This is a genomic window from Bacillus carboniphilus (assembly GCF_039522365.1).
Taxonomy (GTDB): Bacteria; Bacillota; Bacilli; order Bacillales; family JC228; genus Bacillus_BF; species Bacillus_BF carboniphilus.
Window position 1 is genome coordinate 203352 of sequence record NZ_BAAADJ010000064.1, and the last position, 13874, is coordinate 217225.

The following is a 13874-nucleotide window of genomic DNA, read 5'->3' on the forward strand; positions in this document are numbered from 1 at the left end:
GTATGTTTCATGATTAAACATATGATATATTTGATAATGTGGAGCAGTCAGGTTAAGGAGGAGTACATATGGTAGAAGACATGAATCAAGTGGATGTAAAAGTATTCGAAGTTGGAGAAATTGTGAAAGGTCAAGTAACTAAGGTAGAAGAAAAGCAAGTCATTGTTGACCTTGAAAATAGTAAGCTAGATGGAATTATTCCAATTAGTGAACTATCTAGTCTTCATGTAGAAAAAGCTAGTGATGTAGTATCGGAAGGGCAAGAGCTTACACTTGAAGTAATCAAGGTCGAAGAGGATGCTCTAATCCTTTCTAAACGCAAAGCAGAAGCTGTCCAAGCATGGAAAGACTTACAAGTTGCTTTTGAAGCGGGAAACACGATTGAAGCAGAAATTAAAGAAGTAGTGAAAGGCGGACTTGTGGTAGATTTAGGAGTTCGTGGATTCGTACCTGCTTCTTTAGTAGAAGATCGTTTTGTAGAAGACTTTTCTGACTATAAAGGAAAGACCTTAACTTTTAAAATTGTTGAATTAGACGTAGAAAAGAATCGTTTAATTCTTTCTCATCGTCATGTCCTTGAAGAAGAGAAGGGCAAATTAAGAAAACAAAGTTTAGAAAAAATTGAAAGTGGACAAGTTATGGAAGGAACCGTCCAACGAATTACCGATTTCGGTGCATTCGTTGATATTGGTGGTGTGGATGGTCTTGTCCACGTTTCACAACTTGCTCACCAACATGTTGATAAACCATCTGATGTGGTGGAAGTTGGTCAAACAGTAAAGGTTAAAGTACTTTCTGTTGATCGTGATAACGAAAGAATCTCACTATCCATTAAAGAAACTCAACCTGGACCTTGGTCTAATATCAATGAAAAAGCTCCTAGAGGAACAACTTTAACTGGAACAGTGAAAAGACTTGTTTCTTATGGTGCTTTCGTAGAGGTCTTCCCGGGAGTAGAGGGGCTTGTCCATATATCACAAATCTCTCACAAGCATATTGGAACTCCAGGAGAAGTACTTAAAGAAGGTCAAACTGTACAAGTAAAGGTTATTGACGTGAATGAGCAAGAACAGCGTCTATCCTTAAGCATAAAAGAGTTGGAAGAAAAGGAAGAAGAAGTTAAAGACTACGAGCTTCCTGAAGAAAATAAAGGATTCCAACTTGGTGAAATGATTGGAGACAAACTAAAAGATCTAAAATCATAATGAAATGGTGATGACATGAGTCGAACACAGCGCAAGCTAGAGCACATTCAACTAGCATTATCAACAGGGCAATTGCGCTTAACAGGTTTAGATGATATACAAATTATTCATCAATCCTTGCCTGACTCATCATTATCTGATGTATCTCTTCAAACCTTTCTAGGCGAACTTCTCTTAAGTTCGCCTATTTTTATAAACGCCATGACAGGTGGCGGTGGAAGAGAGACTCAGAAAATTAATGAAGAGTTAGCGATTGCTGCCAGAGAAACCGGCTTAGCCCTTGCAGTTGGCTCTCAAATGTCAGCGATTAAAAATCCAGAAGAGCGAAAGACATATGAAATCGTACGGAAACTGCACCCAAATGGCGTTATTTTTGCGAATTTAGGTAGTGAGGCCACTCTAGAGCAAGCCCAACAAGCCGTTGAAATGTTAGAGGCAAATGCTATCCAAATTCACATTAACGTAGTGCAGGAGTTAACAATGCCTGAGGGTGACCGATCTTTTAAAGGGGCTCTAGAAAGGATTCAAGCAATAGCAGAGTCTTTACCTGTTCCAGTTATTATCAAGGAAGTTGGATTTGGGATGGGGTTTGAAACGGTTCAAAAGTTAAACTATTCGGGTATCCTTGCTGTTGATATTGGAGGCTTTGGAGGAACAAACTTTGCAAAGATTGAAAACAGCAGAAGAAGTGAGGAATTCACGTTCTTTAATGAATGGGGTATTCCCACCAGTGTCTCTTTAGTCGAAGCTTGTGAAGCAGCAGATGGATTAGAGGTGCTAGCTTCCGGTGGGATTACGAATAGTCTAGATGTTGTTAAATGTCTTGTACTAGGTGCTCAAGCTGTGGGAATGGCAGGAACCTTTTTGAGGGTTTTAAAGGAAGATGGAATCGAAAAACTCATTGAGTCAATTGAACAAGTACATAAGGAAATTTCTTTTATGATGACTGCACTTGGGTGTGAAAAAGTTTCTGAACTGCGAACGAAACCAGTTCTATTCACAGGCCAGACCCATCATTGGTTAAAGGAAAGAGGGGTTAACACCTCTTCTTATAGTCAAAGAGGTAGGGTGTAGGTTGATATCGGTAACCTTAGTGATTAAGGTTGCCTATTTTTTTTTTGTAAAATAACTGTTTGGAGTTACTTTTTAATGTAAATGAGGTTTTTATAATAGGCATTTAGTAAAATGTTTGTTTAGTGTCCTTGAAAGCCTGAATTTTATGGGTTTACTGGGAGTTCCTGGGGGTGTGAGGCATAAAAGTGATTATATAGTGATTCAATGTGGTGACGATAGTGCGAATTTTTGATTTTGAGTGCGGAAAATTGCATTTGAGTGCGATTATTACGATTTGGGTGCGAAAACAAGAGTTTGAGTGCAAAAATGGGTTTGAGTGCGGAAATAGGCTGTTTATGTGCGATTTCCTTAACTTGAGTGCGAAAAAATCAATTTAAGTGCGAAAAAGCCCACACTACAGCCCAGATACGACGTCGCCGGCCCCATGCATTTTCTAAAAAAAAACAGCTGTACCCAACCCAAGGATACAGCCAAATTCAATTTCAATTCAATCATCAATGTTGATTTCGCTCTCTCGCTCTTTCCGGATCATCCAACTTCGTAGCCCCATTATGATGTAGTGCCTGATCACGATCTGATTCCACAACACGTTGTTTTCTTAACTTCTTCTCTTGTCGATCTTTTCCCATATACATTCCCACCTTCAATTACATTATCAATTTTAATATCACCCAATATTTCTTCGTTATTCACGGATAATCTAGTAGAGAATGTCCATAATGGAAATAGGAGGGACTCATTGTGGAGGGTTGGTTCTTTTATTATCTGTTTTGGTCTTCTTGGGTGGTCTTAACTTTCCTGATTCCTAAAGAAAATCCAAATAGAGTTGCCTATAGCTGCTTTGTACTGGTAAGTATAATCCTATCAAATCATTCAATCAAAATCGTCTATTGGGACTTTAATTTAACGGTCATGTTTTGGATCTTATGCTGCATGGTTGCCCTTTCTTCTTTAACAATATCTATTCTCCTTTACCAAATTTGCACGTCCTTATTAGTTATGCTGTTCTATTGCATATTTTTATTATTTGAGTTGTATGACCCGATATGGGTGTTCGTAGATCGTAAATGGCTTCTCACTATCATGATTTCTGTCATAGCCATTTTATTAAATTCTAATGGGAAATGGCGTGTAATAACTGCATTTTTAGGGATTGGTATGGGGGAAATTCTATATGCTTACGTACTCTATACAACAGATATCCTCATTACCATAACAAACCCAACCTTTTTAGATATTGGGGCACTTATTGGAGTGACAATTCTACTATGGAATGGTCTTGAAAAAGTCATACACCATTTAAATAAATTGTACGATCCCCAAACTCATTTAGAAAAGGAGAAACAGAGGCTAGGATGAATGAATACTTATACCCTGTATTATTTGGATTAGCAACAGGAATATTATCAAGACTGTATATGCTACGTACTGATTATCGACAGTATCCAACTTATTTACACGGAAAGATTATACATATTGCATTGGGTGTTATCGCTGCAGGATTAGGAACCATTGCAATACCTGCACTCCTAGAAGAGGAATATACGGCCATCACCTTCCTTACTCTTGCAGCCTCCCAATTCCGCGATGTTCGAAATATGGAACGGAACACGTTAACAGAGCTTGATTCATATGAGCTGGTTCCGAGAGGAAAGACGTATATAGAGGGGATTGCCGTTGCCTTTGAAAGTCGTAACTACCTAGTCATCGTGGCATCTATGCTGGCAACTCTAGTTTATGTTTTGTTTGGGCTTTATGCTGCACTAGGAATAGCTGTAATCATATTCATAGGATGTAGAATTTTGATGGATGGCGGACGACTAGGGCAAATAGTAGAAATTGAATATGCGGAACCGCACTTTGAAGGTCCGGGTCTTTATGTAGGCAATATTTATATCATGAATATTGGGATACCAGAAAAACAAGAATTGATAAAAAAGCAGGGCATGGGGTTTATACTAACTCCAAAAAACTTTAATGCTCTGACCACGATTGCCAACATTGGCCAAAGGCAAGCTATCTTACATGATGTTTCTACCGCTCTGGGAATATACACGGATACAGGTGAACCTTCCCTTACACCTTTGGCTAAACGTGATCTAGATGATGGAAGGCTGGGTGTGTTTTTGTTACCACAAGTAAAAAATGTGGAGTTAGCCCAAAAAATTATTGAAATTGTCCCTACCTTAGAAAATGCAGTTAGAATGCCGACCAACCGACATGTTGAAGAAGAAGAAAGGCGTACGAACTCATGACGATTGAAAAGTTTATTTTAGCAGCTATCACAACAAATCCTAATAAAGCTCCTAGTGGAGTTTGTGTATTCCATTGTGAGAATAAAAAAGAGCTCATGACAGTCGCACGAAATTTAGAGGCGATATTAGATGGAATCGCACATGAATTAACGGAAGAATTATATGTGGTTGTCCGGCATTAGTTTAAGAAATATTTGTTATTTTTACTTGTTTTCGATAAAATACTGTAGTTAGGCTGACACTAAACAGTTTAGGTCAGCCTCTTTGTATAAATTGTAGAGAGGGTGATGGAAATGGTAAAGCCGGTTGTGGCGATTGTGGGACGTCCGAATGTTGGCAAATCAACCATTTTCAATCGAATCGTAGGAGAACGTATCTCGATTGTTGAAGATATCCCGGGTGTGACTAGGGATCGTATATATAGTAGTGGAGACTGGTTGAATCATGAATTTAATATTATTGACACAGGTGGAATCGAAATAGGCGATGAACCATTCCTAGAGCAAATTAGAGGACAGGCTGAGATTGCCATTGATGAAGCAGATGTCATTATATTCCTGACAAATGGTAGAGAGGGAGTAACAGCTGCCGACGAAGAAGTTGCGAAACTATTGTACAAAACTAAAAAACCAGTAGTTTTAGCTGTTAATAAAATCGATAACCCTGAAATGAGATCGCAAATTTATGATTTCTATTCCTTAGGGTTTGGCGAACCGTTCCCTATCTCTGGGACACATGGACTGGGATTAGGAGATTTACTCGACGAAGTGGCAAAGAATTTTCCTCAGCATGACTTAGGGGAATATGATGAAGAAGTTATCAAGTTTTCACTGATTGGTCGTCCGAACGTAGGGAAGTCTTCTCTTGTTAATGCGATATTGGGTGAAGATAGAGTCATCGTAAGTGATGTTGCTGGAACGACTCGTGACGCAATTGACTCACTATGTACAGTAGATGGACAGGATTATGTCATCATTGATACGGCAGGAATGAGAAAAAGAGGAAAAGTATACGAGAGTGTTGAAAAATATAGTGTATTAAGAGCTTTACGCGCAATCGAACGCTCTGATGTGGTTTTAGTTGTGTTGGATGGTGAAGAAGGAATCATTGAACAGGATAAAAGGATTGCCGGTTATGCTCACGAAGCAGGAAAAGCTGTTGTCATTGTTGTAAACAAATGGGACGCTGTTGAAAAAGATGAGAAAACCATGAAGAATTTCGAACAAAAAATAAGGGACCATTTCTTATTCCTAGACTATGCTCCCATTATCTTTTTATCTGCCAAAACGAAAAAGAGGGTACATACCTTATTCCCTATGATTCAACTAGCTAGTGAAAACCATTCTATGCGTGTAGAGACAAGTGTACTAAATGATGTGGTAATGGACTCTGTAGCGATGAATCCAACGCCAACACATCAAGGTAAGAGATTAAAAATCTTCTATACCACTCAGGTTGCAATTAAGCCACCAACTTTTGTCGTTTTTGTTAATGACCCTGAGTTATTACATTTTTCGTATGAACGATTCTTAGAAAATCGAATTCGAGAGGCATTCGGTTTCATAGGAACTCCGATTAAAATATTTGCACGACAACGGAGTTAAGAATGAGGTGTAAAAATGAATAAACAACGTGTTACTGTACTAGGAGCTGGAAGCTGGGGAACCGCATTGGCTTTAGTCTTAGGTGATAATGGACATGACGTTCGGTTATGGGGACATAGGCGTGAACACATTGACCAAATCAATCAAACAAGAATGAACGAAAAATATTTACCCAACGTATCTCTTCCAGATACAGTTATCGGTTATTCATCCTTAGAAAAGGCATTAGAAAATGTAAACATGATCGTAATGGCTGTACCCACAAAAGCAATTAGAGAGGTAACAAAAGAAATTCAAGCTTTTTTACAAGAGCCAGTCACGATTGTTCATGTAAGTAAAGGGATTGAACCAAATACGCTTAAACGCATTTCTGAAATGATTGAAGAAGAAATGGAAGCTCGACTATTGGACCATGTGGTGGTTCTCTCAGGTCCAAGTCATGCAGAAGAAGTTAGTTTACGCCACCCTACAACTGTAACGGTGTCTTCTAAGGATATGTCTGCTGCAGAAGTAGTCCAGGATCTATTCATGAATCAACATTTTAGAGTGTATACCAACCCTGATGTAATTGGAGTCGAGATTGGTGGCGCATTAAAGAATATTATTGCGTTAGCTGCTGGATTATCTGACGGTCTTGGTTACGGTGATAATGCAAAAGCTGCACTAATTACAAGAGGGCTTGCTGAAATAGCTAGATTAGGTACCCAAATGGGTGCAAATCCACTTACATTCTCAGGACTAACAGGTATTGGAGATTTAATCGTTACCTGCACAAGTGTTCACTCTCGAAACTGGAGAGCAGGGAATATGCTCGGAAAAGGCCAAAACCTTGATGAAGTTCTAGAAAATATGGGGATGGTTGTAGAAGGAGTTCGAACAACCAAAGCTGCCTTTCAACTAGCGGAAAAATACAAGGTGAATATGCCAATCACAACGGCTTTACATAGTATTCTTTTTGATAAAGTAAATCCTAAAGATGCGGTAGACTCCCTCATGGCTAGAATGAAAACCCAGGAAATGGAAGACTTAGTCAATATATTGGATGCTAAAATGCAGGAACAATAATCTTTTGAAACCTATGACGTTCTTACACAAAGCGCATAAACTGATTGTAGATTCTCGGAAAAAATGCCGCGATGTGGGTTTATATGGAAACCAGATTGGCAAGCCCCGCCTTTCTGGTTTTTTATTTTTTTGAAAAAATATTAATAATCTTTGTCTTTTCAAGCCACGTTTACCCATTTTGTTTTGGCTGTGATATAATTTCTGTTGGACTAAGATTAGGAGTGACTAAAAAATGACACCAGCATTGATAAAAATGTGGTTTTCACTAGGAGCTATGGGACTTATGTTCCTTGCGATTCTTTCCATCTACTTTAGCCGATATAAACTGAAGGGGATATTTAAATTTATTACTGCCTTCATCGCTTATTCATTGATGATTATTTCAGGTCTGATCATGGTATTTGTTGTGTTCAGCGGACCAACACCATCTTGAGGAGACGACCATGACTAAAAAGTTTAATGTTTTCATAATCTTACTTATATCCACTACAATCCTCTCAGGTTGTCTATATCCAGATAGTGAATTAAGTAAGAACCAGATTCCATATTTAGACCAACTTCAATCAGTACAAACGGCTGTTAATCAGTTCCAAGAAGATGAAGGTGGCATTTTACCAATCAAAACAAAGGATGCCGAAACCCCTATTTATCAAAAGTACTTAGTAGACTTCAGTAGAATAGCACCAAGGTATTTAGCTGAACCGCCTGGAAATTCATTTGAGAATGGCGGTATTTATCAGTATGTCTTAGTAGATGTTGAAGAGAATCCGACTGTACGAGTGTTTGATTTAAGAATAGCTGAAAGAATTAGAGAAATTAACTTGAGAATAAAAGCGAATGGCTATCCACCATATGACGAGATACTTGCTAGGAACGTTTATTCACTAGATTTCAGTAAGATTGGGTACGATACCCCTCCGACTGTCGTTAGTCCATTTACGGGGCTAGAACTACCTTTTGTCGTTAATGGACAAGGTGAGTTATTTGTAGACTATAGAGCTGATTTGTACCAGCTATTGAGAGAAAATGATTATGATATTGAACCAGGGGAGGATATTCGTTGGATTTTAGTAGAAGACTCTGTCTTTGTTCCGGCATATTCTCTACCATATACAGTTGAATCAAATTCAGACGAACCTATTTTTATGACTGAAAAGTAGTCATAGAAATAGGTTTTTTCTTATATTTAGGGAAGATTTAACCACTTTCAGTCATAAGCTAGTTTTTTATAAATATATTGTAGAAGAGGTCTTTCAGGCAGCATGTATTAGACCGGTTCTTGGGTTGTTACTGTGCCGTTTCTATAAATGTTTATAAAAGGAGGAATTTTTCATTAAAAATAGTCATAATCATTTCGGACAACATCATAAACATATATTGTCCAAAAGAATCATACGCAAACTATTCCCAGCAAAAAATGGTCGGGAGGGGATCACTTGGAAAAGGTAGATATTTTTAAAGATATTGCTGAACGTACGGGCGGTGATATTTACTTAGGAGTAGTCGGAGCAGTAAGAACAGGGAAATCTACATTTATTAAAAAATTTATGGAACTAGTGGTTTTACCAAGTATCGGAAGTGAATCAGAGCGTGCTAGAGCACAAGACGAGCTTCCACAAAGTGCTGCAGGTAGAACGATTATGACAACAGAACCCAAGTTTGTACCAAATCAAGCCGTTTCAGTACATGTGGATGAAGGATTAGAAGTTAACGTTCGTTTAGTGGACTGTGTAGGCTACACAGTACCAGGAGCCAAAGGCTATGAGGATGAAAATGGGCCGCGTATGATTAACACACCATGGTATGAAGAACCCATCCCGTTCCATGAAGCTGCAGAAATTGGAACGAGAAAGGTCATCCAGGAGCATTCAACAATCGGTGTTGTCATTACAACTGATGGCTCTATTGGAGAAATTCCGCGTTCAGATTATATTGAGGCTGAAGAAAGAGTCATTGAAGAATTAAAAGAAGTAGGAAAACCATTTATTATGGTAATTAACTCAGTCAGACCTCATCACCCTGAAACAGAGGAACTTCGTAATAAGCTATGCGAAAAATACGATATTCCTGTTGTAGCGATGAGTGTTGAGAGTATGCGTGAGGGCGATGTACTGAATGTACTAAGAGAGGCATTATATGAGTTCCCAGTGCTTGAAGTGAATGTGAATCTTCCAAGCTGGGTCATGGTCCTTAAAGATGAACATTGGTTAAGAGAAAGCTACCAAGAAGCGGTTAAAGAGACTGTAAAAGATATCAAGCGTCTCCGTGATGTTGACCGAGTCGTTCATCAATTCTCGGAGTATGAATACATTGAAAGTGCTGGTTTAGCTGGCATTGAAATGGGTCAAGGTGTTGCAGAAATCGACCTACATGCTCCAGATGAACTCTATGATGAAATTTTAAAGGAAATTGTTGGTGTAGAGATTAGGGGTAGAGACCATCTCCTGCAACTTATGCAAGATTTCGCCCATGCTAAACAAGAATATGATCACGTGGCGGATGCTCTAAAAATGGTTAGACAAACAGGCTATGGTATTGCAGCTCCAACTCTTGAAGATATGAGTTTAGATGAGCCAGAAATCATTAGACAAGGTTCTCGCTTTGGAGTCCGTCTAAAGGCCGTTGCACCATCCATCCATATGATTAAAGTGGATGTGGAATCAGAGTTTGCTCCAATCATCGGCACTGAAAAGCAAAGTGAAGAATTAGTAAGATACTTAATGCAAGACTTTGAGGATGATCCATTATCCATATGGAACTCAGATATTTTTGGTAGAAGCTTGAGCTCTATTGTTAGAGAAGGAATTTCAGCGAAGCTTTCGTTAATGCCAGAAAATGCTCGCTATAAACTTAAAGAAACGCTAGAGAGAATTATTAACGAAGGATCTGGCGGTCTAATTGCTATCATCTTATAAAGGTAAGACTCCTGTTATTAGGGGTCTTTTTTTTGTATTTTCAAGGTAACCAAAAAACGGAAAAAGTCAATCTAAATAGTTTATTTTTCCCAAAACTATTATCTTTATGTTACAAAAAAGAAAAGATTCCCATTATTTCTAGAAATAATCTTGCTAATAAATTCTTATTGTGATAATCTTTTAACAGAATTAACCGCGTAAACCTTTTAAAACCGCGGTTTCTTCGGAAGTACATGTATATATTCTGGTATTTTTGTCAGTAATGTATATAGAAGTATCTTTTTATCCGAAGACAAGTCTCCATTATTTGGGAGGAGGTGAATGGCATGAACAAAACAGAATTGATTAGTGCTGTTGCTGAAGCTAGTGAACTTTCTAAAAAGGACGCTACTAAAGCAGTAGACGCTGTTTTTGACTCTATTTTAGGAGCTCTTCAAAACGGTGATAAAGTACAATTAATCGGATTTGGTAACTTTGAAGTTCGTGAACGTGCTGCACGTAAAGGACGTAATCCACAAACTGGTGACGAAATCGAAATCGCAGCGAGCAAAGTTCCTGCATTCAAGCCTGGAAAAGCACTTAAAGATGCGGTCAAATGATGCGTTGACCCCTACATACACAAGGGATTGAGCTGTTTTAAACTACAGTAAAACCCAAATGTTCAAAAAACCCCTCTGATTTAGAGGGGTTTTTTGTGTTTTTTGGAGAGGCTCGTTAAAGAGAAAGGAAGATTGTCATTTATCTAAGCAACTAACGGATTATTATTACCACGGGTTATTATTAAATTGATGATCTTTATAATACATCTTCCCAACTGGTTAGCTTCATGTTTGAAATATCTGCCTCATAAAAGAAGGTTGTATTGCGAAAATTACACTCTTCCAACCCTTCAATATATGTTTCCAATTTTAACTAAAAACCTAGGCTTCTAAATCAAGTTCCACTACTTTTCCTACAAATACATCATTTTTTATTCCAGTGATCCCAACAATCTGATCAACATTCAATAATTCAAGATTGCACATTACCTCTTTCATCCATTTTAGTAATTTTTGTTCTCATCCTTATACTAAATCCTTTCGAATCTATTCATTGTCGAACTACGTAGCTCATTATTTTCGATTGTGAGCTCTTTTACGCGCTTTTCTAGGGCTTTTATTACTTCCTTATAGTTTGATGCCACGTCTTCAGTTAAATTCGATTTGGAGGGAGTTAATGATGAATTATTCAATGCTTCCTCAACATCAGCTTTAAAACTTAAAAACCAACTTTCTAGGTATTCAGAATGTGCCCCTGACCAAAGAGTTCTATCGCTTGTTAACCCAAGCTTACTAGCAACAATTTTGTATAATTCCGTTTTCTTTTTCAGGGCTTCGATATCGCCTTTTTTTGCTAAGTTCATGTGTTGTCGTTTTATTCCCTTTGTAACGTTATATAACTGCTCTCTATTAGTTCTAGCCATTAATACCCCTCCTTAACCAGATTAATTGCTTCTGAGTAGCTTAAAACGGGTGTGGTGGCCTTGTTTTTCTTATAATACTTCTTCGCGATGAGACTTAGTTCTTTTTCGATTTGTTTTTTTGCCTTTTCAGGTAAATCAAATTTCTTAAAAAGGGTGCTGAAAGTCTTTGATATCTTCTTCTTTAAATCATCGACATTTACTTCGATTAAAGGTCTTTCTAACTTATTTTTCTTAGCCAAATCTTCGGAATACATTATTTGCACCAAGTAACGTAATACCTCAGCCTTGTGCTCAGACAATTTGTTCTTGTCGGGTTTATACAAGTGACATCCAAAACAATCTAATTCAGTATGGCCGCAGTTTACTGCTACTGACGCTGTACAACTGTGGGTGTACATAGGCATACCCTTTGGATCTTTAAGGTTTAGAGTGGGGAGCTCTTTGTTTTCATTTTTAACTTTTGTAATAATTTTTTCAAAGAAGGTAATTGCATCATTTTTAGATTCGGTTTTTGAAGATAAGGTCCTTGTTCTTTTCATCACCTGTTCCAAGGGAACAGTATCCTCAGAATCTTCGTAAACCAGGACATCATCCCATACACCCTCTGTGGCTACCAGTTTGATTTTATCAATGGTACCTTTGGAATGAGTTGCTAAATAGGGGAGTTGGGAATCGATATCTCTTTGATTAAGGGCAAATTGAATCTCAACCTTATCATTACCAATCATTTTCAAGTACATGGCATGCATTTTCCTTAGGTCATGAGAAGAGAAATGTGATTTTAGCTTTAATTGAGTTCTTATTTTCATTAAGTATCTATTTATTGAACCTACAAGGATTATATTTGTATTCATTGAGTTTGGAAAAAGTCTATATTCTTCGAGGTCATCACCAAAAGTTGTGGACACGTTCGCACTAGAGACCAATATCTTGTTATTCCCTGAAAGACTTTGAAGTTCATTAACCCATTGGACCATATCAGTTGTTGCTCTAACAAAATATTCAGTACCATTCTTTGTTTTATGAAAATGAATAAAGGTATCACCTTCATGATTGGTTGAAAGACAATCTCTTTTTAATAATAAGACTTCATGTATCCTAGCTCCTGTTGTAAGTTCCAGTAATATCGCTCTGCGAATGCGAGCATCGAGAATGATTCTATCATCAAATAAAACACTATCATTATCAAGTAAGGTAGAAATAAGGGTGAATGTATCGCCAAATTCAATGTGTTCCCCGTAAGTAGTGCGTTTATTAGAGTTTTTGGTAGGTGCGATACGATTTATGTTTAAAATTGTTAAATTGTTTTTAATAATATAAGTGTTTATGAATTCTCGTAAACATTCTCTTATATTATCCTGAAGGGTGGTACCAAGCGCTTTAAATGTATCTGAACCGAGTAGTTTTATTATTCCAGACTTATATAGAAGTTCTTTCACAAAGGTTATATCTAAGCCCGAGAAAATAGTAGCTGCTGTTCTCAAAGAGCTAGATTTAACATTCCATGTTCCCCAAGTAATTGAATTATAAGTTTGTTTGATATTTTCACCATTTGAATTTTCCATCTCAATCAAAGCTTTGCTGCCTATTCTGTCCATTAAAAATCCAAAGACAAATTCCTTTAATTCTTGAGTTAGTTCGTTATTATTATTTTCTATGAGCCTGTCCCATTTGAGTTGCTCGGATTCTTCTGATTTAAGTAATTTTTGTCTTTCAGGTATTTCGCTAATATAGGAATCTGGATTGTTGATTAATGAAAAAGCAAGAAACTCCGCAATTCTCATCTTACCTTTTCGATTAAAAATCATTTGTATTTCTACATTGCCAATCGTCTTTTTATTGAAATTAATCAAAAGACCATAGCCTTGCATCCACAAGTTTAAAATTTCTTTTGTAACATCCTTTTTGAAGCCTTCATGATTGATGGTTTGTTCAGGATTGAACTTATCAATTTGTTCATCAAAAAGCTCACTTAGAAAAATAAAATTATTTACAGAATGTAAAGGATAAGAATTTAAGTTGAGAGGTACTGAATAAATTGATTCATCTAACATAATCCGACCATAAAAAGCCAATCTATAAGCATATAATTTCTCTCCTCTATTCAGGTGATTGATCTGCTTAAAGTCGGCTAATGACTTATTTACAATGGATTTTGGGATACTCTTTTTTATTCCCAACGTATCAATTTCGTTGCTATTAAAGTGTTCGTAGATATTAAAACGTATCCTCCCGCCATTCACTTCAATATGTTTATGTTCATTTATAGAATCATGTAGTGTCAATAACGCCAT

The 13874-nt window shown here is 37.3% G+C and carries 14 protein-coding genes; 11 read left to right on the forward strand and 3 right to left on the reverse strand.

The genetic code is table 11. The features are described 5' to 3' along the window. Window positions 1-68 precede the first annotated feature (68 nt). Entirely contained in the window at window positions 69-1205 is a 1137-nt protein-coding gene (gene rpsA, locus ABDZ91_RS21270; RefSeq protein ID WP_343803858.1) for a 30S ribosomal protein S1, read from the forward strand. Between the two features lie 15 nt (window positions 1206-1220). Continuing rightward, window positions 1221-2279 (forward strand): type 2 isopentenyl-diphosphate Delta-isomerase, encoded by a 1059-nt coding sequence (fni, locus tag ABDZ91_RS21275; RefSeq protein WP_343803861.1) that lies wholly within the window; start codon window positions 1221-1223, stop codon window positions 2277-2279. A 494-nt stretch (window positions 2280-2773) separates the two neighbouring features. On the opposite strand, the gene ABDZ91_RS21280 is transcribed toward fni, so the two are convergent. Beyond that, window positions 2774-2908 (reverse strand): YpzI family protein, encoded by a 135-nt coding sequence (locus ABDZ91_RS21280; protein WP_343803864.1) that lies wholly within the window; start codon window positions 2906-2908, stop codon window positions 2774-2776. A gap of 112 nt (window positions 2909-3020) precedes the next feature. Between ABDZ91_RS21280 and ABDZ91_RS21285 the strand changes: the two genes are divergently transcribed. From ABDZ91_RS21285 to ABDZ91_RS21325, 9 genes are all read left to right on the forward strand, one after another. Continuing rightward, on the forward strand, window positions 3021-3638 hold the full coding sequence (locus ABDZ91_RS21285) for a YphA family membrane protein (RefSeq protein WP_343803867.1): 618 nt from the start codon (window positions 3021-3023) through the stop codon (window positions 3636-3638). After that, window positions 3635-4534, forward strand: coding sequence for a YIEGIA family protein (locus tag ABDZ91_RS21290; protein WP_343803869.1), 900 nt, complete (start codon window positions 3635-3637; stop codon window positions 4532-4534). Before ABDZ91_RS21285 ends, ABDZ91_RS21290 begins: the two co-directional genes overlap by 4 nt. After that, window positions 4531-4716, forward strand: a complete 186-nt coding sequence (locus tag ABDZ91_RS21295) for a capping complex subunit for YIEGIA (protein WP_343803873.1) — start codon at window positions 4531-4533, stop codon at window positions 4714-4716. Before ABDZ91_RS21290 ends, ABDZ91_RS21295 begins: the two co-directional genes overlap by 4 nt. 111 nt (window positions 4717-4827) lie before the next feature. Next, window positions 4828-6138 carry a ribosome biogenesis GTPase Der gene (gene der, locus ABDZ91_RS21300; RefSeq protein ID WP_343803876.1) on the forward strand — a complete coding sequence of 437 codons (1311 nt, stop codon included), beginning with the start codon at window positions 4828-4830 and terminating at the stop codon, window positions 6136-6138. 15 nt (window positions 6139-6153) lie between these two features. Beyond that, window positions 6154-7203, forward strand: a complete 1050-nt coding sequence (locus ABDZ91_RS21305) for an NAD(P)H-dependent glycerol-3-phosphate dehydrogenase (RefSeq protein WP_343803879.1) — start codon at window positions 6154-6156, stop codon at window positions 7201-7203. Between the two features lie 232 nt (window positions 7204-7435). Next, window positions 7436-7636 carry a DUF2768 domain-containing protein gene (locus ABDZ91_RS21310; protein ID WP_343803882.1) on the forward strand — a complete coding sequence of 67 codons (201 nt, stop codon included), beginning with the start codon at window positions 7436-7438 and terminating at the stop codon, window positions 7634-7636. 10 nt (window positions 7637-7646) lie between these two features. Then, a complete protein-coding gene (locus tag ABDZ91_RS21315) occupies window positions 7647-8363 on the forward strand; it encodes a hypothetical protein (protein ID WP_343803885.1) in 717 nt (238 codons plus the stop codon). A gap of 276 nt (window positions 8364-8639) precedes the next feature. Next, window positions 8640-10118 (forward strand): stage IV sporulation protein A, encoded by a 1479-nt coding sequence (gene spoIVA / locus ABDZ91_RS21320; protein WP_343803888.1) that lies wholly within the window; start codon window positions 8640-8642, stop codon window positions 10116-10118. A 326-nt stretch (window positions 10119-10444) separates the two neighbouring features. Then, window positions 10445-10717 carry an HU family DNA-binding protein gene (locus ABDZ91_RS21325; RefSeq protein ID WP_343803891.1) on the forward strand — a complete coding sequence of 91 codons (273 nt, stop codon included), beginning with the start codon at window positions 10445-10447 and terminating at the stop codon, window positions 10715-10717. A 470-nt stretch (window positions 10718-11187) separates the two neighbouring features. On the opposite strand, the gene ABDZ91_RS21330 is transcribed toward ABDZ91_RS21325, so the two are convergent. Next, window positions 11188-11580: a hypothetical protein gene (locus ABDZ91_RS21330; RefSeq protein WP_343803894.1), complete on the reverse strand. Its 393-nt coding sequence runs from the start codon at window positions 11578-11580 to the stop codon at window positions 11188-11190. Then, the gene (locus tag ABDZ91_RS21335) at window positions 11580-13874 is read right to left on the reverse strand and encodes a tyrosine-type recombinase/integrase (protein WP_343803897.1); all 2295 of its coding nucleotides are present in this window, start codon (window positions 13872-13874) and stop codon (window positions 11580-11582) included. The genes ABDZ91_RS21330 and ABDZ91_RS21335 overlap by 1 nt, the downstream gene beginning before the upstream one ends.